This window comes from Pseudomonas caricapapayae (assembly GCF_001400735.1).
Taxonomy (GTDB): Bacteria; Pseudomonadota; Gammaproteobacteria; order Pseudomonadales; family Pseudomonadaceae; genus Aquipseudomonas; species Aquipseudomonas caricapapayae.
In genome coordinates, this window is sequence record NZ_LJPW01000069.1 from 1 (window position 1) to 18971 (window position 18971).

Here is an 18971-nt window from a genome sequence, read left to right on the forward strand (position 1 = left end):
GTACAAGGAAGGTCAGGCGGTCACCCACCTGAATGAAGGCGAAGAGGGCGTGGTGATTCTCGATATCACCCCGTTCTACGCCGAGTCGGGCGGTCAGATTGGTGACAGTGGTTTCCTGCAGGCCGGTGATGTACGTTTCGATGTCAGTGATACCACCAAGACCGGCGGCGCTTTTCTGCACCACGGTGTGGTGGCTGCCGGCAGCCTGAGCATCGGCGCACAGGTTGAAACACAAGTGTCCGATGAGGTTCGCGATGCAACCGCATTGAACCATTCGGCCACTCACTTGTTGCACGCCGCATTGCGCCAGGTGCTGGGTGAGCACGTACAACAGAAAGGCTCGTTGGTCGACAGCCAGCGTCTGCGCTTCGACTTCAGCCATTTCGAGTCGATCAAGCCCGAGCAACTGCGTGCGCTGGAAGATATAGTCAACGCCGAGATTCGCAGAAACACACCGGTGGTGACGGAAGAAACCGATATCGACACGGCGAAGAAGAAAGGTGCAATGGCGCTGTTCGGCGAGAAGTACGGCGACAGCGTTCGGGTGCTGAGCATGGGGGGCGAGTTCTCCGTCGAGCTGTGCGGTGGCATCCACGCCAAGCGTACCGGTGACATCTCGCTGTTCAAGATCGTCAGTGAAGGCGGTGTCGCTGCTGGCGTGCGCCGTATCGAAGCGGTCACCGGTGCTGCTGCGCTGGCCTGGCTGAATTCGGCCGAGGATCAACTCAAGGAAGTCGCGACGCTGATCAAAGGCAATCGCGACAACCTGCTGGACAAGTTGACGGCTGTGCTTGAGCGCAACCGTCTGCTGGAAAAACAACTGGAACAACTGCAAGCCAAGGCTGCCAGTGCGGCCGGTGACGACCTGTCGTCTGCCGCGCTGGACGTCAAAGGGGTCAAGGTTCTGGCCACGCGCCTGGATGGTCAGGACGGCAAGGCGTTGTTGGCGCTTGTCGACCAGTTGAAGAACAAGCTCGGCCGCGCAGTGATCCTGCTCGGCAGTGTCCATGAAGACAAGGTTGTCTTGGTCGCAGGCGTGACCAAGGACCTGACTGGCCAACTCAAAGCCGGTGATTTGATGAAGCAGGCGGCCGCCGCTGTCGGTGGCAAAGGCGGTGGTCGTCCTGATATGGCTCAAGGCGGCGGTGTCGATGCAGGTGCGCTGGACTCAGCGCTGGCACTGGCCGTTCCTTTTGTAGAGCAGGGTATCTGAGTCAGATCTGCAGGCCTGTCGTTTGCTGGCAGGCCTTGCAAGGATTTGAATGTTAATGGGTGCTCTTAACGGGTTCTGAGGCGGCTTTGAGATGGCTTTAATCGTACAAAAATTTGGCGGCACCTCCGTGGGCTCCGTAGAGCGCATCGAGCAGGTGGCCGACAAGGTCAAGAAATTCCGTGAGGCGGGTGACGACCTGGTGGTCGTACTGTCGGCCATGAGCGGTGAAACCAACCGTCTGATCGAGCTGGCCAGGCAGATCAGTGATCAGCCGGTTCCTCGTGAACTGGACGTCATCGTCTCCACGGGCGAGCAGGTCACCATTGCGCTGTTGGCAATGGCGCTGATGAAGCGCGGCGTGCCTGCGGTGTCCTACACCGGCAATCAGGTGCGTATCCTTACCGACAGCGCGCACAACAAGGCGCGCATCCTGCAGATCGATGACCAGAAGATCCGCTCCGACCTGAAAGCAGGTCGTGTGGTGGTGGTCGCCGGTTTCCAGGGTGTCGATGAGCACGGCAACATCACGACCCTGGGCCGTGGTGGTTCGGACACCACGGGTGTCGCGCTGGCCGCAGCCCTGAAAGCTGACGAGTGCCAGATCTACACCGACGTCGATGGTGTGTACACCACAGACCCGCGTGTCGTGTCGCAAGCTCAGCGCCTCGACAAGATCACCTTCGAGGAGATGCTGGAAATGGCCAGCCTCGGCTCCAAGGTGCTGCAGATCCGTGCGGTCGAGTTCGCCGGCAAATACAATGTCCCGCTGCGCGTTCTGCACAGCTTCAAAGAGGGGCCGGGCACCCTTATTACAATCGATGAAGAGGAATCCATGGAACAGCCGATCATTTCCGGCATCGCCTTCAACCGCGATGAAGCCAAGCTGACCATCCGTGGTGTGCCAGACACCCCCGGCGTAGCGTTCAAGATTCTCGGCCCGATCAGCGCGGCCAATATCGAAGTGGACATGATCGTGCAGAATGTCTCGCACGATAACACCACCGATTTCACCTTCACGATCCATCGCAATGACTATCAGGCGGCCTTGCAGGTGCTTGAGACTACAGCGCGTGAAATCAGCGCTCGTGAAGTGTCCGGCGACACCAAGATCGCCAAGGTGTCCATTGTCGGTGTCGGCATGCGCTCGCACGCAGGCGTGGCCAGCCGCATGTTTGAAGCATTGGCCAAGGAGAGTATCAATATACAGATGATCTCCACGTCGGAAATCAAGGTTTCCGTGGTCATCGAAGAGAAGTATCTGGAGTTGGCTGTGCGCGCGTTGCACACGGCCTTTGAGCTGGATGCTCCGCGGCAGGGTGAGTGACCCTGTCGTCGAAAGGCGCGGCGTGATCGCGCCTTTCGGGTGCTGCGCAGAAAGGCTGTGGTTTTCTTTGCGTTAGTCGATATACAGGTAACGGCTATGGCATTGCGCCATGGTTCTATGCCTGCCGGTTTGCAGACTGTTGTCCCTGAATAAAAAAGGCGTAAGGAGAAAAGTATGCTGATTCTGACTCGTCGGTGCGCGGAAAGCCTGATCATTGGTGACGGTGAGATTACCGTGACCGTGCTCGGAGTGAAGGGTAATCAGGTGCGTATTGGGGTCAATGCGCCCAAGGAAGTCGCTGTCCACCGTGAAGAGATTTACCTTCGCATCAAGAAAGAGAAGGACGAAGAACCAAGCCATTAATTTTTATTGAATTTTTGGTTTGCAAACGGGGAAAAGGGTGGTTATTATACGCCCCGTGTTGCGGAGAGCTGGCCGAGTGGCCGAAGGCGCTCCCCTGCTAAGGGAGTACACCTCAAAAGGGTGTCGGGGGTTCGAATCCCCCGTTCTCCGCCATTATTTATGTAGTGCGTAAGATTGGGCTTGATCGGTAAGTTGTTGAATTTACTAGAAAAAGTGCTTGACTAAACAATTTTACGACCTATAATGCGCGGCACCAACACATGCACTCGTAGCTCAGCTGGATAGAGTACTCGGCTACGAACCGAGCGGTCACAGGTTCGAATCCTGTCGAGTGCACCATTTAAAGTTGTCTGAAGTTTTGTAAGTAATTACAAGGTTTCCGATAACTGGCTTCAACCAGAGGTGATCTGGTCTAAAAACACCAATGCACTCGTAGCTCAGCTGGATAGAGTACTCGGCTACGAACCGAGCGGTCACAGGTTCGAATCCTGTCGAGTGCACCATACAACGAAAAGCCCACATCGAAAGATGTGGGCTTTTTGCTTTCTAGCGTTTTCCTTTAACGCATCCGTTTTCGTCAAATGTCACATTATTGCTGCGACCCTTTTTCTGGTGGTACACGTAATGCAGCTCGCCATTACGGTTGGTGACTTTGTCCGGGCGGCCCAGCAGGCTTTCGACATCACGTTGAGTCATGCCGGGAGGTGTGCGCTGGTTGATAATCGCTGCCCTGCGCTGTTCGGCGCTCAAGCGGTTGCCGCAGCCATCATCGCGTGTGCCAACCACCACCACTTCCTGGCTTGAGAGTTTTTGGCGCGGTGGTGAACTGTTTCCGGGCGGGAGTAAATCAATCCTGGTTCCCGGTGATGCATTGAAGGCTCTCTGTAGGCGCGTGCTGTAGCCTTCGGGGCATCCCAGGGTAGTGAACATGATCTTTCCGGACGCGTCCTCGCAACGGTGAACGCTGCTGGCGGTTGCAGGTTCCGGAAGGCAGAGCAGGGTGCTCCACAGTAATAGATGGGCGGCTACGCGCATGTTCGGGTCCTCCATGACGGGTGTCGTGAAAGCCTAACTGCGGCCTCTGGACAGGGCGAGCGTGTTTTTTTGGCTGAATGTGACGTCGAACCCTGGCTGGCTTACAGAGTTGTGCAGGTTTGCGCTGCAAACGGTTGTTATAAGCTGAATTTCTCGCATGCGCTTCGCTCAAAGCGGTGTATCATTGCGCCCGTCAGCTCCGCCGGGGCTTGTGGAACACCTCCATGGACTTACCCAGTCGTTACTCAATAATGTTTTTCAACAATCATGAATTAACTGATTGATCTCCCGGCGTGCTCCGCTGCTGGGAGTGGAGTTCGCCTATGACCGAAAGAGAAGTAAAAAAAACGCAGGAAAGCTTGCAGGATCGCCTGGCTCAGGTTGTCGATCTGCTGCAGCGCCAGCGTATTGTTGAAGACCTGACCCATCGTCAGGAAGGTCAGCATCAGGACCGTGTAGAAAACCTGGTTCACCGGCAGAACCTCGTCGAGTTGCAACGCAAGCTCGAAGACCTTCACTCTGCCGACGTCGCCTATATCCTCGAAGCGCTGCCTCTGGAAGACCGTCTGACCGTATGGCAGCTGGTCAAGGCCGAGCGCGACGGCGACATTCTTCTTGAAGTATCCGATTCCGTTCGTGAAACCCTGATCGCCGACATGGACGATCACGAGTTGCTCGCGGCGGCACGGGACATGGACGCCGACGAACTGGCCGACCTCGCTCCCGAGTTGCCCCGCGACGTTGTTCACGAACTGATGGAAGCGCTGGATTCACAGCAGCGCGAACGTGTCCGCTCGGCTTTGTCCTATGACGAGGATCAGGTCGGTGCGCTGATGGACTTCGAGATGGTGACGATCCGTGAGGACGTCAGCCTTGAAGTTGTACTGCGCTACTTGCGCAGACTGAAAGAGCTGCCGGGTCACACCGACAAATTGTTCGTGGTCGATTCCGAAGGCGTGCTCAAGGGCGTGCTACCGATCAAGCGTCTGCTGGTCAATGACCCGGAGAAGCAGGTTGGCGAAGTCATGGCCAACGATCCGGTCAGCTTTCACCCGGAAGACGATGCTTACGATGCCGCCCAGGCGTTCGAGCGTTACGACCTTATCTCCACGCCGGTTGTGGACAAGAACGGCAAGCTCATTGGCCGACTGACCATTGATGAAATGGTCGACCTGATTCGTGAGGAGAGCGAGAGCGAAGTCCTCAACATGGCGGGTCTGCGCGAAGAGGAAGATATCTTCGCCTCCGTATGGCGCTCCCTGCGCAACCGTTGGGCCTGGCTGGCCGTCAATCTGGTGACGGCCTTCCTGGCCTCGCGCGTTATCGGCCTGTTCGAAGGCTCCATCGAGAAACTGGTGGCGCTCGCTGCGCTGATGCCAATTGTGGCTGGTATTGGTGGCAACTCCGGCAATCAGACCATCACCATGATTGTGCGGGCGATGGCGCTGGATCAGGTGAATACCGGTAATACGGCTCGATTGCTGCGCAAGGAGCTGGCTGTAGGCCTGATCAACGGTCTGATCTGGGGTGGGGTGATCGGGGTGGTCGCCTACATGCTGTATGGCAGTTGGTCGCTGGGTGTGGTCATGACTGCAGCCATGACGCTCAATCTTTTGCTCGCAGCATTGATGGGCGTCTCCATCCCTATGGCGCTTGCACGTTTGGGGCGAGACCCGGCGATGGGCGCAAGCGTCATGATTACGGCGATGACCGACAGTGGAGGTTTCTTCATCTTCCTCGGGCTGGCGACGATCTTTCTGCTCTAGAACTGCGGTTTCAGCCGCGACCGTGAAACTAAAAAACCGCCATGATCAGGCGGTTTTTTTTAGTGGCGACGCATCTCACGGTGTCACATAACTGCACTAACGCCCACGACTAATAACGAAAATGGCTACAACGAAAAAGGCCAGCTTGCGCTGGCCTTTGTCTGTTACGCCAAATCTCAGGACTCTTCGGAAGCGAGTTCCGTGTCATGAGCAATCAGCGAAACAAGTGCGTTCTGTTGACGATGTGAAAGCTGACGAAAACGTTGCAGCAGCTCGCGTTCGTGCAAGGACAGCTCAGGACTGTCAAGACGCAGGCTTGGTTCATCACCAAGAGCACCTTCCTGAATCAGACTTTGTTCGAGGCGAGCAATGATTTCCGAGTTCATGCTGCGGTGATGATTCTTGGCTACCTCTTGCACGCGATTACGCATGCCGTCTGGTAGGCGAACGACGAACTTGTCAGCCGTGCGGCTGGAATAAGTAGCCTGTTTCATAGGGCTCATATATTTAACCGGTTAGTTCAGGGGAAGCGGTTCTAGCAAGTGGCCGCAAGATTGTCATCGTGAGACAGTCATTTTGGCCAAATGTTCAACCGGGGTTCCAAGGGGCCGACATCATGCCGTAATACGTCGAATCCTTGGCGTCAATTCTGTGACAAATATTGACTCAGGTGGCGGCGTTTGGCCAGCACCAATTATCAGAAATGCGAGCAAATTTGCAAAGTCGCTGCATTTGCCCCTGACTAAACAGGCACATCACCGAGCTTCTTTTTGCCATCATGGCTATTTGACTCTGGGAGCTGGTCGGAATTCAGCGCAAAAGAAATGAGCCGACCAAGGGTTGGCCAGCGTAGATGAGGGGAAGTATCTGGGCGCGAGGCGTGACGCTCGCCGCAAGAACGGGTTGCCGTGAAGCGCAGGTATCAGCGAAGAACCGGGTCGAACTTGAAGCGACGGCCCAAAAACAGCGCGACCACAAAAAGGCTGGCGAACACACCGGCAGCGGCATTCGCAGCGATACTCATGCCTTTCGCGTTAGCAGGAAGCAACAGATCAACGACCACAGCCATGATCGCAAGAACCAAAAATGATAACGCGGATTTTGACATGGCTACTCTCTCTCAGGATGGCGGATTCAAGCGTTCTCAGAAGATCCAGCGCTGTTCAGCACGTGGCATCTGAAGTGACTCATCATCGTCATTGGCCAGCATAGCTGCGCTGGCGACGCGGTCAGTCATGATTGCCAACTGGGGCGCATGGCTGATCTGATGGTGAACAGGGGCAGGTGCAGTAACCTGCGTATCCTTGGCACCGGAATCCTGGAAGTGAAATGCCACCAGAGCCACCAGAGCTGCCGCATTCAACGCTGAGAGAGTCTTGTTCATTTTCCAGTACCTGTGCCCGACCGTTTGGGATGAGATGTGTTCACTGATACTGATAATGCAGTCTGCATGCCAACCGGAAATTGATAAAAAATCCTTAAAAATCAGATGTTTATAAATTTTAAAAAAGTGATGTGCAGTGCATTTTGCAATGATGGCTTTTTGGGGGATTGCAAATTGCATGATCGGTTTATTCAGCCGTATTTCAGCGCGACATCGGCTACAGCGTCGATGGGCAATGACGACATGACAAAAGCGGCACATGCCGCTAAGATGCACGCCGTCCTCGCTGGCACCGATCGGTGTGTCGGCACGCAGTGTCTCAGTAGCTCAATTGGATAGAGCATCCCCCTCCTAAGGGGAAGGTTGCAGGTTCGAACCCCGCCTGGGACACCATATAAGTGTTATTGATTCTCCTCTGGCGCCTCTTTTCCAGCCCCCTCATTGATCAACACCATGCTTTGTGGCGCAGACAGCGCTACACCCAGCTCCCTCAGACGCCCCAGAACGGTAAACAACAGATCACTCCGTGCGCCACCCACCGAGCGCGGGCTGTTCACGTAGCCGCTGGCGCTGATAATCAAGCCGGTATTGGTCAGGTCTTTGAAGGTCACTGAAGGCGCGGGCGCGTCGAGTATTGCTTCATGCTCGGTAAAGGCCTGCAACAGCAGTTCGCGTATCTGCAGAACGTCTGTTTCCAGAGGCAGGGTAAGGGTGATTCCGACCACCCCCAATGCGTTGCCCATGGTGACGTTGCGTACGTTTTGCGTGATGAACTGCGAGTTCGGCACGATCACCGTCGAGCGGTCGCCCATCTGGATTTCGGTCGCGCGCACGTTGATCCGGCGAATATCGCCTTCGACCCCTGCCAGGCTCACCCAGTCGCCGACTTTGACCGGACGCTCGGTCAGCAGAATCAGGCCGGAGATGAAGTTCTGCACGATGGCCTGCAGGCCGAAACCTATCCCCACCGACAGGGCACTGACCACCCAGGTCAGGTTGGTCAGGCTGATCTTGAGCGTGGACATCACCACGGCCACGACCAATACAAAGCCGATGTAACCGATCAAGGTCACCAGCGAGGCCTGCATTCCTGCGTCCATGTTGGTCTCTGGCAGGAGGCGCTCTCCAAACCATTCCTTGAGCACACGCACGCCCAGCAGGCCAACAACCAGGCAAATCAACGCCATCAGAATATCGCTGGGCACGATGTTCAGGTTGCCGAGGGATTTGGACGTGACATCCAGCTGAGTAAAACTTGCGAGCAGATCGCCCGGACTCGAGCCTGAAGGCAGGAAAGCCAGCAGCACTGCGGTCAGCAGCAGCAAGGTGCGGCCTATACCCGCCAGCAGGGTACTTGCCTGGGCCTGATGGCGTGCGGACAAGCCCAACGCCGAACCCAGTGCCATGCCGCCGGGCTGTCTGGGCGACAAGAGGGTTTCGCAGATGTCACCGAAGCAGGCGATCAACAGGTACGCAGTGGACGCTACCACGCTTACCCAAAGCAGTTTTACCGCGAGAAAGTAAGCCAGTGTCAGGTAGCCGCTCAACAATGCCAGCAAACTCAGTCCGACCCACACCGCAACGACAAAAGGAATCAGCCCGGCAAATCCGCCAAGGCGTTCCAGCTGAAAGCGTCGCCGGGTTCGGCGGTAGCGCACCAAGGCATAGAAAAACACCAGGGACACCGCCAGTGCTGTCAGGCCATTGACCGCTACGGTCAGCGCCAGGCTACTGGCTATAACACTGTTGATTCGCTCTTGCGTGCCGATAATCATGAGTGCCAGCGCCAACGCGGGCGGGAAGCGGCCCATCGCCGTGGCGATTTCGTCAGGAATTTGCGGCAGGCGCCACGAGGCGTGCGGCAACATCAGCAGTGCTCGCCCCAGACCGACAATGAAAGCGCAAAAGGTGATCAGCGTCTGCACCTGATCAAGCAGGTTGACCACGTCATTGCTGAGCACCGCATTGCGCACTATTCCCCAGCGCAGCAGTGAAGTGGCAACGGTGATGGTGAGAATGGTCGAAAGCCCTACGGCCAGCGCCAGAGCGCTGCGGCGCAGGCGGCCTTCCGGTAGCCAGCGAATCATCGACCAGATCAGCAAGCGTTCCAGCAAGCGTCGTACCACCACCCATATGAACAACGCGCCCATCACCACGCTGACGAGCTGCACACGATTTTCCGGTGCAATCGCGCTATTGAGCACTTGACGGACATCGACCAGAAGTCTGTTCAAGCGTCCCAGGTCGTCATCGGTAGGGCGAATCAGCGTGGACCAGAACGCCGAGCTAAGCGGACTCGCCGTCCGCGTGCTGATCTGCGAATCGAAGAGGCTGCGACGCAGGTTGAATATCTGCGTAGCCAGATCCCGGGCTGACTGGCTTAGCGCATTGGTCTGGCGCTCGTCATTGACCAATGCGTTTTTTTGAGCGGTCAGCGTCTTGCGCTGGCTGGTCAGACTTTGCGCTTCGTCCGGTTGCATTGGCCCGAGAATGTTGAGCTGGTCATCCAGGTGCTCGATGTCGACAGCTTGCCGGGCAATCAGATTGTCGGCTTGTTTCTGAACCTGTAAAGCCGCCTGTCGCAGGCTTGAAAGCAGGTCATCGTTGGCGTTGCCCGTCACTTTCTGACGGATCTGATCAAGCTGCTCGCTCAGGTCGTCCAGGCTCGGGGCATCGACTACAGGCGGTGCACTGCTGGCGCTATCGGCTTGGGGCGCGGGGATATTCTGGGCAAAGGCTGGCAAGGCCATGCAGAGCAAAAGCAAGGCGAGCAGCCCAATACGAAAACGGTTCAGCGAAGCGTGCTGCATTCTTTTCCCTTCTTGGCACTGTGCGACCTGGCAAGGCCTGTGTATTTCAGGCTTTGGTCTAGTCTGTCTTTGAGCTGCACTCACGAGTCATTTGAGTACAGCGGGTAGAATATCAAGGCCCTAGTGTTTGAGCGCTGGAAATACAGCTCAACGAGAGATGAGGCGTCACGGTGATTTACCTAACGAATGTTAGGTAGGGCATTGACGGGGCGCGGTCATGTGCTATGGTTTAGCTACCTAGCGGTAGTTAGGTAGGTCTCCTCCCCATTTCACAGGCCCTTCCATGACTTCTAAATTGCGGCTTTTCACATCCCCTTCAGCTTTTCCGAATCCTCAGCGCTTGCGCCTGTTTATCCACGAGAAAGGCATTGCCGATCAGTTCGACGAAACTATTTATGACATGACACCTGGCGGAGAGCAGCGTGGCTGGCGTCATCTCAATATGAACCCGTGGGGGGAAACGCCGACCCTCGAACTGGCAGACGGCAGCTTCATTTCCGAAACGGCAGCCATCGCCCGCTATCTGGATCAGTCTTATCCGGGCCGCAAGATCATGGGCGAGGGAGCTTTGGAGCAGGGCCTCGATAACATGTGGGATAACCGGATCTGGGTGCATATCCTCTATCGGATCGTTACAGCTTTTCATGTCCTGCACACCGGGCTCGGCTTCAAACTTGAACTGACCAAAAACGAAGCATGGGGCGAGCACTGCCGTAAGGAGGCGCTGACACACGCAGCATTGGTAAACCGTCATCTTGCCGACGGCCGTGAGTGGCTGTTGGGCGGTGATGCGCCTACTTTCGCGGACATCACGCTTGCAACCGCCATTGCCTTTTCCAAGTTTCCAGTCAACGCCACACCGCTGGATGAGCGTTTCGAGTTTCTGGACTCATACTGGAAACGCTGGCAGAAACGCCCGGGTTTTCAGGCGGCCTATGCTGATCGCAGCAGCGGTATTCCTGAGTTGGACTCGCCAGCCGAGTGATTGACCTGTCGGGCGCGCACCTTATCGTCGGGAACGTTGTGCATAACGTTCCCGACGGCAGTATTTCAAGGTAGGGAGAAATCAATAGTGAACTGCTCAGCCGATCGCTTCATTGGCAGCGGATGCCTTGCGCGCATGCCTCTCCACCGTTCTACCTGACAACCGCCAGGTTTTTGAATTAGCATGTGTCCGTCCCCAGAAACGCGTCTGCAGTACAAGGCACTACGATGACCATCAATGCCCGAGAGGCGATTCTGCTAGCCGCGAGAAACATCGCGCAGTCACAGGGGTACAACGGCCTGAACTTTCGCGATCTGGCAGCCCAGGTCGGAATCAAGCCGGCCAGTATTTACTACCACTTCCCCAGCAAGGCTGATCTGGGCGTCGAGGTTGCCAGACGATACTGGGAGGACGGTGCTGCTGCACTTGAGACCATCTCTGAAGAAACACCTGACCCCATCGAAGCGTTGCACCGTTTCCCGGAAATTTTCCGGCGCTCGCTGGAGGCTGAAAACCGCCTTTGCCTGGGCAGTTTTGTAGGTGCGGAAACCGACAATTTACCGCCCGAAATGATTCAGGAAATCCAGCTTTTTGCCCAGGTCAATATTGCCTGGCTGAGCAAGCTTCTGGTAACGGCTAACGTCTGCACGCCGTCGGACAGCATGGTGCGGGCGCAGGCGATTTTTTCAGCAGTAGCGGGCGCTCAACTCATTGCGAGAAGCCAGTCGGACATTGCCCTTTTTGACACATTGATCGACACCTACCGTCTCTGTGGACCGCTGCCGGCCAAAGAGGCCGGATCAGTGCTGCCAGCGGCCTGACGTTCGACGCCAACCGGTTCTGCGAAGCCGCGGCGTGTCCATTGAATCGCCATGTTCACTCTCGTCATCACAGAGTATCCGGTTCCGCAATTGTCCGGAGCATCCCTCCGTACTTCAGCCGCACTTAGGGCTTGCAAAGTATGTCGTTCAAGATATTGAATTCCCCTCTCGCGGTTCCTGCTTTTTACCGATAACCAAACACCTCATTTCCAAGGACGGCCCATGCCACCCAGCGATGCAATGCTTCGTCATATTGGTGAAGTTCTCGATCACTACAGTTTTTTGATTCCCGACTACCAACGGGGATACTCCTGGAGCGAAAGCCAATGGCAGGCGCTTTGGCGAGACATCCGCAATGTAGCGGGCAGCGGGGTTGAGCAGCACTTTATTGGCATGATGCTGGTGCGTAACTGCCCTCAGAAGAAAGAGAGGCCAAGTGTCGAGGTCGTCGATGGTCAGCAGCGGCTGATGACAGTGATGATCCTCGCCAATGTACTGCGCGCTCGCCTTGGCGAACCATCGCAACGCTACGCTGTAGACTTTCAAGACAATCAGGAACTGCAAAATTATTTTAATTTCTATGTGCTGAACGACCCTATCTTCGAAGCCAGTCTGTCGCGCGAGCCGTCAAGCTATGCCTTGAATCTGAAAGCCGCCTCCGAGTTTTATGCCGACCTGGTACACGCACTGCCTGATGAGGTGGTTCGGCAATCGCTGGACCTGATGCTTGATCGGTTTTGTTTGTTCTTGCTGGCAGTGTCTCCCACGTTGGATATCCACGTCGCGTTTGAAACGTTGAATAATCGCGGGCGGCCTTTATCAAAAATGGAGCTGTTGAAAAACAGGCTCATTTATCTTTCTACTTTCGCTGCGCGACCGGGTGAGGATACAGCGGCTCTGCGTGACCATGTTCACAGCGCATGGAAGGGTATCTACCGGGCGTTGGGGCACAGCGAAAAAACGCAACATCAGGACGATGAGTTTTTGTTGGCGCACGCGACGGCCTACTTCAAGCGCAAGCGCGAGGCGGACTGGCTGGAAAATACGTTGTTCAATCAGGTGTTCGCGGTGGGTGTTGAGCAGACCACGTTCGCGTTCATCCGGGACTATATTCAAAGTCTGGAAGCCGCTGCCGTCTGGTGGTCGCATATCCACTCTCCTGCGCTTATGCCGCCGGGCCACCAAAAACAACTGAACCGTTTAGAGCATGCCGGTTTTGCTTTTTTCAAGCCCCTTATTCTTTCGGCCTATTTGCGCGCCTCAAGCGACATCCGTGGTGCGATGAACACCCCGCGTGAACACGCGCGTGCCTTGGCATGTGTCGAAGCGCTATTGGTCGAGATCGAGCGGTTCATTGTGGTCGTTTTGAGACTCTCAGGAATTAGAGGAACGGCGGGCAGGGCCGATATGGAATCGGCTGCCTATACGTTGTTGAAACCCGGCAGGGACGGCTTCCTCGCTGAAGACCACGGGATCGGAAAGCTCGACAGTAAGGGCGCCGTTCAACTCGTTTCGCGCCTGGTCAGGGCTTATGCAAGCAATACCGAATATGACGATGGACGCTACGACGATAACGATTTTAAGTGGCCCGGGTTGTTCTTCCCGTTCCAGCTGCAAACGCATATCGAACGTCGATTTCAAAATGGCGATGGTTTCTATAAATGGGACTTTACCCGTTTGGCCCTTTACGAGTACGAGGCCAGTTTCCACAAGGATGGCAACAACCCCGTGAAGATTGCATGGTCGGACTTTCATTTCGATGAAACGGTCGAGCATATTTTCCCCCAGAATCCCTCCGGGCATGGCAAAGCCTACTGGGATGAAAAGATTCCGGTGGACGGTCGCTCAAACCGCAACCTACGCATTACCAAAGCACTGCAAAACTCGCTCGGTAATCTGTTGTTCCTGTCTCGCAGCAGCAACGCAGCAGCCTCGAATGATGCCTACAGCATCAAGCAGGGACGAACCGAGACGGGTAAGCGTGCTCGCTACGAAAACGCAAGTTATTCTGCGACTGAAGTCGCTCAGGAATTTCGCGATTGGAGTGCACAGAGCATTGCCGTGCGCGGTGTTGCGTTACTCAAGTTCATCGAGCGGCGCTGGGACATTAAACTGACGAACACGCCCGACGATTTGAAAAGTTATTTGCCGCTGTGCTTTGGCCAGCAAGAGCACGCCATCAAGGAGGGAAAGGCCGGAAAATTTTCTACGCGGGGCCTGAAGCAAGCTCTGAGTAAGTGACGTTTGATTGCAAGGGCGGTTTGGGTGAGCCAGATCAGCGAAAAAGTGTCTGCCTTGATGGGCAGGCACCTTGTGATTGTCAAAGTCGGGTCGCGCGGGTCTGGGGTAGGCAACTGCCACTTCCCAGCTGCACACCTTGGCAACGCTGCGGGCAAGTGAAATCGGCCAACTGCTGCCGAATAAACGGCAGCCGGCTTAGTCTCGCGAGGCATGATGCCCTGACGCTTGGCGCAGTGGACGCGAGCGACAGATTGTTGAACGGTAAGTACTCGAAAGATCCCCATAAACCGTCCTGTAAACCTGCCCCTGGATTTCACTGACCGGTGTATGAATCAATGCAACGCCAGGCAAAGGCATGCAGGAAGATGCCAGGGGCCAGGCGTTTTATAGCTGGCCAGTGCAAACCAACGGTTTCGTCTTTTGCCGACACCACAGTGGCAATCCAATCGAGAGTCAGTCCGGGAGATCTTCCAGCCCAAGGCCAATGCTTCGGTGATCGTGTCATTCGACGGTATTGTAGAGTAGCAGCCATCATGAGTTGAGAAGACCATGTAGCGGTATGTGCCTGCGTCCACGTCGGGTGCCGGGATCGAATGTGGGGTTACTCGACCGCCGTGATGAGGCGCGACTATACCCCCAAGGTTTTGCTTGAATGCTGCGGAAATAGAGGTGTAATCAGCATCCCCACAGAGCAGTACGCGTCTGAAGTAGTAGCTTTGCGGGTTTTCCACCAACATGCCCAAGGCTTCGTTATTGCGAAGGTACTGGGTGTCATGCGCACCGGCAATGGGGTTGCAAGTGAACACGGTACATGCTCCCCATTGAAAGTGCGTTTGAGCGGGAGGCCAAAACTTCAGTGCGCGGCTTCCATCATTCAGCACCTGATTCTGCAACGCGTACATTAAATGCGCATGGCTGGCACCCAGTTTTAGTCTGCCCGAAGGTCGACGCATAACCCATGCACGCTGTAGTGCGCCTGCTCGATAGGTCACCTTCGTTTTCCAGAAGCCACGCGTATCCTTGGTAGGGCGGCCGGATTCGTAAGCGTACCCCCAATGATCCCAATCCAGGTGTGAAAGAAAAACCGGAGCGGGGTGAACGGGGTCGTCACGTTCGAGCGGATCGAAGTTTTGGCAACCCGGCAGTGATCGGCGATAGAAACCAATGGGCCAGCCGAAATCAAAGAACGCTTTGGGTTGGTAATTGTTATCGAGGATGGCACACATATTAGCCTGACCGACATCATAGACTGCGACGTAAACGCCATTGCCCGGTGGGTCACCCTGGTATTCACTCGGTGCACTGTGATGGTGGCGACACTCGATGACCCGTTTTAAGGCGTGCAGGTCTTTTGCATCAGGTACGGAGGGATTGATTCTCACGTAAAGAATCGTAGGAGCAGGCTGCTCCTCGCTTCCAGAAAACTCAAGCGCGGTGGCGCTAAGAAAGCCTTGTTGCATTACAGGGTTTTCTGAAACGGTAATCGAGCACCAGCCACCCACTCTTACCGTCTGTTCGAAAAGAGGGATGGGGATCACTGCTTCCATGAGCAGAAAGCTCAATGCGTTATCTGAATCGTTGATGATGTCCTGGGATTTCGCTCGCCGCAAAAAGGGCAGGATCTTCATAGGTATTGCGTCAAAGGTCACTCTACAGTAACCAGCCTGCGCGAGATCTTCATCGTCGTCGTGGACATCTACAGCACTAAGGTATTCCACATTTTCGAAGTGATCGGGCAACTCATTTTGCTTATTCAGGCTTCTGGGTTTGATCAAGACGAGCAATCCTTTACTTGATAAAAAACGATGAGAAACGAAAAATACCACTGAAGGATCATCACGAAAACTCGAGGCTGGATAATCGTGTTGGCACAACGCGATGTTTCAAGCTAAGTGAATTTATCAGTGGGCTTCGTTTCACACGGGATGACCGGAAAGACTACTGCGGTCGTCAAGGCGGCTATCTGTGGCGAGGCAACGATCAGATTCGGAGCCTCATTCATTGTCTGGGCGAGTGCGTAAGCGTGTTCGACGCCTTTTGTGAGGGAAGCGGTCGCGTATTCAGCGTCGTTTCCCCAGCGTCTACAGCCCTTTGTTTGCTTCGACACGGTCTTGCCGGGAGTGGAAGAAACCTGGCTTTCAAGCAATGCCATAGGATCATGCGTTGCTCAGCCGAACGTGAATATGAGTAATCTCTCCATCCGGTATTTCTTTGATTACGATAGTGTTCTGGGCACGAACCAAAGGCCCCAGTTTTGTGAACCCATAGTTTCTTGCATCGAATGAAGCGTGGTTTTTGGAAATATAGGCACCGACCCCACCCAGTGCTGCCCAGCCGTGGTCACGAGCCTTTTCCTCGATAGCCAAGGTCAGGATTTCTCTCTGGTCCGGTAGGTTAGCGATGGCCACAGGCGCGGTGTTCCGGGTTGGCTTTTTCAATACCTCAAAGAAAATAAATTTGTCGCAGGCTCCAATGAACGTGTCAGGTATTTTACGTTCGCCCAGACCATAAACCCTTTTGCCTGCCTCCCTCAGGCGGGTCGCCAATCAGCTGAATGGCATGTTTATGCAGGTGATTTTTCCAGCCTGTCAGGTGTTGGGTCGTCCAGTCGCCGTATGCGCGCTTTACCGTTGCGTTACCGTATTTAGCAACTTCCTCTAAAAGCTCTTTAGCCACTGAAGAACTGGCGTTGTCAGCGTCAATGAGTACTGCGAGGCGGAGCGTGTCAGGTAAGGCCAAGGCGATATCCTTTTCGAGTGCTGGCGTGTGGCTTTTATTCTAGTCATTGCACAGTAAAGCGCCTGGGGCTCCGCCCCCTGCATGCCCTGCAGCGCTAAAATGCCTGAATCACCAGACAGTCAGATAGGGAACTGATTTTTCTAAGCCTTGAAGTTCGCAGCTAAAAAAACGGAACGCCCTTACCACTCTTGAACAGCGAGCCTGAAACGATTGTCTTTTCATGCCTCTCGATCAATGCATATCAGACGCTCACGCCGCCATCACATACCCTGGATTCAAACCGGCAAACGAAATTGCTTGCGCAGGCTCTTGTCAAATACGCCAGCAGGCGCAAAGCGACGCAGTATGCTGATTTGGCGCGCTGTCTTGCCGGCCGCGTATCGATGCCTGGGACGTGAATCCTCAGCGGCTTTCAGCACGACAGCCGCCACAACGTCGGGCAAATCGGCTTTCGGCATCACGTCGGCCAGCAGTGACCTGACGCCCGCTCTGGCCTGATCGTATTCTTTCAACAGCGAGTCCGGCTCGATGCTGTTTTGATCGAAGACGGTTCGTACAAATGCTGGCTCGATGACCGAGACCCGAATATTGAAGGCTCGTACCTCGTGATCGAGGGACTACGAATAGCCTTCGAGCGCGTGCTTGACCGCCGAATAATGAGAAGAGTAGGGCGCGGGGATCAACCCCAGGATCGATCCGATATTGATAATGCGTCCCTGGCCCTGTTTGCGCATCGACGGTAATACTGCATTGGTCATGCGAATGATGCCGAACAGATTGACATCGAACAGTGCCTGCACCTGGGGGATGGAGAATTCTTCAGCGCCACCCAACAGGCCTATACCCGCGCTGTTGACCAACAGGTCGATTCGCCCGGTCTGTGCGAGCACGTTGGAAACGAGAGCGCTGACAGCGTCATCGCTGGTCACGTCGCACGTGAGCATGGACACCTCGGCCGAACTGTCGCCAATCTTGCGGCTTGTGCCAAATACGGTATAACCCGATTGCGCCAGTGCCTCGGCTGTCGCGCGACCAATTCCGGATGATGCGCCGGTGACAATGGCCGTTTTTTTGGACGATGTACTCATTTAATACCTCCAATGCTTAAAAGGCTGGATGCAGATAGCGTGGCCATGCTGATAGTTGAATGGGTCGGTCACGGACAGAGGAAAGTTCGCTTTATTCACCTGATCTTTACAACGACTTTGCCTTTGGCGCGACCCAGGGCCAGGTATTCAAGTCCGGTGTGTGCTTGTTCAAGCGAAACGACCCGGTCAATGACCGGTTTGATTTGCCCACTTTCAAGTAACTCGGCAATGTTCTCCAGTTGAGCACCGTCCGGGCGCATGAACAAAAACGAGTAGGAGACCTTGTGTTTTCTGGCACGTCGCCTGATCGAGTGGCTCATCAGCCCGAAGATAAACGTGAATAAGGCATTCATCCGGCGGGTTTTGGCGAATGCTTTATCCAGTGGACCAATGAGGGATACGATCCTGCCTCCGGGTTTGAGGATGCCGACAGCTTTTTTAAGGGTGTCTCCTCGGGTGGTGCCCAGTACCAGGTCGTAACCGTGCAGTATGTTTTCGAAGGCCTGCTCTTTGTAGTTCACGACGTTATCTGCGCCCAGGCTGCTGACCAGCGCTACATTCACGTTGCTGGTGGTCGTAGCCACGTTGGCGCCCAAGTGTTTTGCCAGCTGGATGGCGAAAGTACCGATGCCGCCAGACCCCGCAGGGATGAATACCTTTTGTCCGGGTTGAAGATTGGCGCGCTCTTTCAAGGCTTGCCAGGAGGTCAGTCCAACCATCGGAATGGAGGCTGCTTGTACGAAGTCCAGATTCGCCGGTTTAAGTGCGGCAGCGTGCTCCGGGACCGCTGCAAAGTCGGCGATGGCGCCTTTTCCGAGGTCGAAGAGGCTGGCGAAAATGGCATCACCGGCCTTGAAACGAGTTACGGCGCTGCCAACCTCGATGACCACGCCGGACAGGTCACTGCCCATGACGGCGGGCAGTTCGTACTTGAGGACAGATTTGAACACGCCCGTGGTGATCATGTTGTCGATCGGGTTCAACCCGGCAGCGTGAACTTCCACCAACAATTCGTCAGGCCTGATGGTCGGTACAGGAACATGCGCAATCGCAATATCAGGCGTCTTGCCATAGTTTCCGAAGGTGAGTGCTTTCATGACGCGCTGATTCCAGTGGTATCGAACAATGAGGTGGGGCAAGTGAAAAGTGGGGCATGGGCGTGACCCGGACGATATGGACGTCGAACTTCACAGTCCTCGATA

The 18971-nt window shown here is 55.2% G+C and carries 16 protein-coding genes, 4 tRNA genes and 1 pseudogene; 11 read left to right on the forward strand and 10 right to left on the reverse strand.

Annotated elements, in window-relative coordinates; genetic code table 11:
* From ALO80_RS10905 to ALO80_RS10930, 6 genes are all read left to right on the forward strand, one after another.
* Positions 1 to 1213, forward strand: a 1213-nt coding sequence (locus ALO80_RS10905; RefSeq protein WP_235812470.1) for an alanine--tRNA ligase-related protein, incomplete at its 5' end; no start/stop codon positions are given.
* Positions 1214 to 1304: 91 nt separating this feature from the next.
* Positions 1305 to 2537, forward strand: a complete 1233-nt coding sequence (locus ALO80_RS10910; protein WP_005731386.1) for an aspartate kinase — start codon at positions 1305 to 1307, stop codon at positions 2535 to 2537.
* Positions 2538 to 2711: 174 nt separating this feature from the next.
* Positions 2712 to 2900 carry a carbon storage regulator CsrA gene (csrA, locus tag ALO80_RS10915; protein ID WP_002554426.1) on the forward strand — a complete coding sequence of 63 codons (189 nt, stop codon included), beginning with the start codon at positions 2712 to 2714 and terminating at the stop codon, positions 2898 to 2900.
* 62 nt (positions 2901 to 2962) lie between these two features.
* Positions 2963 to 3053 (forward strand) — tRNA-Ser (locus ALO80_RS10920).
* A 109-nt stretch (positions 3054 to 3162) separates the two neighbouring features.
* A tRNA-Arg gene (locus ALO80_RS10925) sits at positions 3163 to 3239 on the forward strand.
* Between the two features lie 87 nt (positions 3240 to 3326).
* Positions 3327 to 3403, forward strand: a tRNA-Arg gene (locus ALO80_RS10930).
* A gap of 43 nt (positions 3404 to 3446) precedes the next feature.
* Here ALO80_RS10930 and bamE read toward each other — a convergent pair.
* On the reverse strand, positions 3447 to 3935 hold the full coding sequence (bamE, locus tag ALO80_RS10935; RefSeq protein WP_055009018.1) for an outer membrane protein assembly factor BamE domain-containing protein: 489 nt from the start codon (positions 3933 to 3935) through the stop codon (positions 3447 to 3449).
* A 323-nt stretch (positions 3936 to 4258) separates the two neighbouring features.
* Between bamE and mgtE the strand changes: the two genes are divergently transcribed.
* On the forward strand, positions 4259 to 5701 hold the full coding sequence (gene mgtE / locus ALO80_RS10940) for a magnesium transporter (protein WP_054984333.1): 1443 nt from the start codon (positions 4259 to 4261) through the stop codon (positions 5699 to 5701).
* A 176-nt stretch (positions 5702 to 5877) separates the two neighbouring features.
* Here mgtE and ALO80_RS10945 read toward each other — a convergent pair whose 3' ends face one another.
* The 3 genes from ALO80_RS10945 to ALO80_RS31400 all read right to left on the reverse strand — a co-directional run bounded on the left by ALO80_RS10945 (position 5878) and on the right by ALO80_RS31400 (position 7085).
* Positions 5878 to 6204 (reverse strand): Arc family DNA-binding protein, encoded by a 327-nt coding sequence (locus ALO80_RS10945; protein WP_002554423.1) that lies wholly within the window; start codon positions 6202 to 6204, stop codon positions 5878 to 5880.
* Positions 6205 to 6623: 419 nt separating this feature from the next.
* Positions 6624 to 6809, reverse strand: a complete 186-nt coding sequence (locus ALO80_RS10950) for a PA3371 family protein (RefSeq protein WP_055009019.1) — start codon at positions 6807 to 6809, stop codon at positions 6624 to 6626.
* A 36-nt stretch (positions 6810 to 6845) separates the two neighbouring features.
* Positions 6846 to 7085, reverse strand: coding sequence for a hypothetical protein (locus ALO80_RS31400; protein ID WP_055009020.1), 240 nt, complete (start codon positions 7083 to 7085; stop codon positions 6846 to 6848).
* 316 nt (positions 7086 to 7401) lie between these two features.
* Between ALO80_RS31400 and ALO80_RS10960 the strand changes: the two genes are divergently transcribed.
* Positions 7402 to 7478 (forward strand) — tRNA-Arg (locus ALO80_RS10960).
* A gap of 8 nt (positions 7479 to 7486) precedes the next feature.
* Here ALO80_RS10960 and ALO80_RS10965 read toward each other — a convergent pair.
* Positions 7487 to 9895 carry a DUF3772 domain-containing protein gene (locus tag ALO80_RS10965; RefSeq protein WP_055009021.1) on the reverse strand — a complete coding sequence of 803 codons (2409 nt, stop codon included), beginning with the start codon at positions 9893 to 9895 and terminating at the stop codon, positions 7487 to 7489.
* Positions 9896 to 10178: 283 nt separating this feature from the next.
* Here ALO80_RS10965 and ALO80_RS10970 point away from each other — a divergent pair, with 283 nt between their 5' ends.
* The 3 genes from ALO80_RS10970 (at position 10179) to ALO80_RS10980 (ending at position 13942) form a co-directional block, all read left to right on the forward strand.
* The gene (locus ALO80_RS10970; RefSeq protein WP_055009022.1) at positions 10179 to 10880 is read left to right on the forward strand and encodes a glutathione S-transferase family protein; all 702 of its coding nucleotides are present in this window, start codon (positions 10179 to 10181) and stop codon (positions 10878 to 10880) included.
* Between the two features lie 227 nt (positions 10881 to 11107).
* Positions 11108 to 11701 (forward strand): TetR/AcrR family transcriptional regulator, encoded by a 594-nt coding sequence (locus tag ALO80_RS10975; RefSeq protein WP_055009023.1) that lies wholly within the window; start codon positions 11108 to 11110, stop codon positions 11699 to 11701.
* Positions 11702 to 11923: 222 nt separating this feature from the next.
* Complete coding sequence (locus ALO80_RS10980; protein ID WP_055009024.1) at positions 11924 to 13942, forward strand: DUF262 domain-containing protein; 2019 nt, start codon at positions 11924 to 11926, stop codon at positions 13940 to 13942.
* 332 nt (positions 13943 to 14274) lie between these two features.
* Here the strand turns inward: ALO80_RS10980 and ALO80_RS10985 are convergent, their stop codons facing one another.
* From ALO80_RS10985 to ALO80_RS11005, 5 genes and pseudogenes are all read right to left on the reverse strand, one after another.
* A complete protein-coding gene (locus ALO80_RS10985; protein WP_144434215.1) occupies positions 14275 to 15768 on the reverse strand; it encodes a hypothetical protein in 1494 nt (497 codons plus the stop codon).
* A 330-nt stretch (positions 15769 to 16098) separates the two neighbouring features.
* Positions 16099 to 16488, reverse strand: coding sequence for an OST-HTH/LOTUS domain-containing protein (locus tag ALO80_RS10995; RefSeq protein WP_235812471.1), 390 nt, complete (start codon positions 16486 to 16488; stop codon positions 16099 to 16101).
* Entirely contained in the window at positions 16433 to 16618 is a 186-nt protein-coding gene (locus ALO80_RS31985; protein ID WP_235812474.1) for an NYN domain-containing protein, read from the reverse strand. Before ALO80_RS31985 ends, ALO80_RS10995 begins: the two co-directional genes overlap by 56 nt.
* A 338-nt stretch (positions 16619 to 16956) precedes the next feature.
* Positions 16957 to 17769: pseudogene (locus ALO80_RS11000) on the reverse strand (oxidoreductase).
* A gap of 95 nt (positions 17770 to 17864) precedes the next feature.
* Positions 17865 to 18866 (reverse strand): NADP-dependent oxidoreductase, encoded by a 1002-nt coding sequence (locus ALO80_RS11005; RefSeq protein WP_055009027.1) that lies wholly within the window; start codon positions 18864 to 18866, stop codon positions 17865 to 17867.
* Positions 18867 to 18971 lie beyond the last annotated feature (105 nt).

What these genes read in the sequence shown, in the direction of transcription:
- ALO80_RS10970 (WP_055009022.1), top strand. Translation starts at nt 10,179, where the DNA reads ATGACTTCTAAATTGCGGCTTTTCACATCCCCTTCAGCTTTTCCGAAT.
- bamE (WP_055009018.1), bottom strand. Translation starts at nt 3,935, where the DNA reads ATGCGCGTAGCCGCCCATCTATTACTGTGGAGCACCCTGCTCTGCCTT.
- ALO80_RS10945 (WP_002554423.1), bottom strand. Translation starts at nt 6,204, where the DNA reads ATGAGCCCTATGAAACAGGCTACTTATTCCAGCCGCACGGCTGACAAG.
- csrA (WP_002554426.1), top strand. Translation starts at nt 2,712, where the DNA reads ATGCTGATTCTGACTCGTCGGTGCGCGGAAAGCCTGATCATTGGTGAC.
- ALO80_RS11005 (WP_055009027.1), bottom strand. Translation starts at nt 18,866, where the DNA reads ATGAAAGCACTCACCTTCGGAAACTATGGCAAGACGCCTGATATTGCG.
- ALO80_RS10965 (WP_055009021.1), bottom strand. Translation starts at nt 9,895, where the DNA reads ATGCAGCACGCTTCGCTGAACCGTTTTCGTATTGGGCTGCTCGCCTTG.
- ALO80_RS10975 (WP_055009023.1), top strand. Translation starts at nt 11,108, where the DNA reads ATGACCATCAATGCCCGAGAGGCGATTCTGCTAGCCGCGAGAAACATC.
- mgtE (WP_054984333.1), top strand. Translation starts at nt 4,259, where the DNA reads ATGACCGAAAGAGAAGTAAAAAAAACGCAGGAAAGCTTGCAGGATCGC.
- ALO80_RS31400 (WP_055009020.1), bottom strand. Translation starts at nt 7,085, where the DNA reads ATGAACAAGACTCTCTCAGCGTTGAATGCGGCAGCTCTGGTGGCTCTG.
- ALO80_RS10980 (WP_055009024.1), top strand. Translation starts at nt 11,924, where the DNA reads ATGCCACCCAGCGATGCAATGCTTCGTCATATTGGTGAAGTTCTCGAT.
- ALO80_RS10910 (WP_005731386.1), top strand. Translation starts at nt 1,305, where the DNA reads ATGGCTTTAATCGTACAAAAATTTGGCGGCACCTCCGTGGGCTCCGTA.
- ALO80_RS10950 (WP_055009019.1), bottom strand. Translation starts at nt 6,809, where the DNA reads ATGTCAAAATCCGCGTTATCATTTTTGGTTCTTGCGATCATGGCTGTG.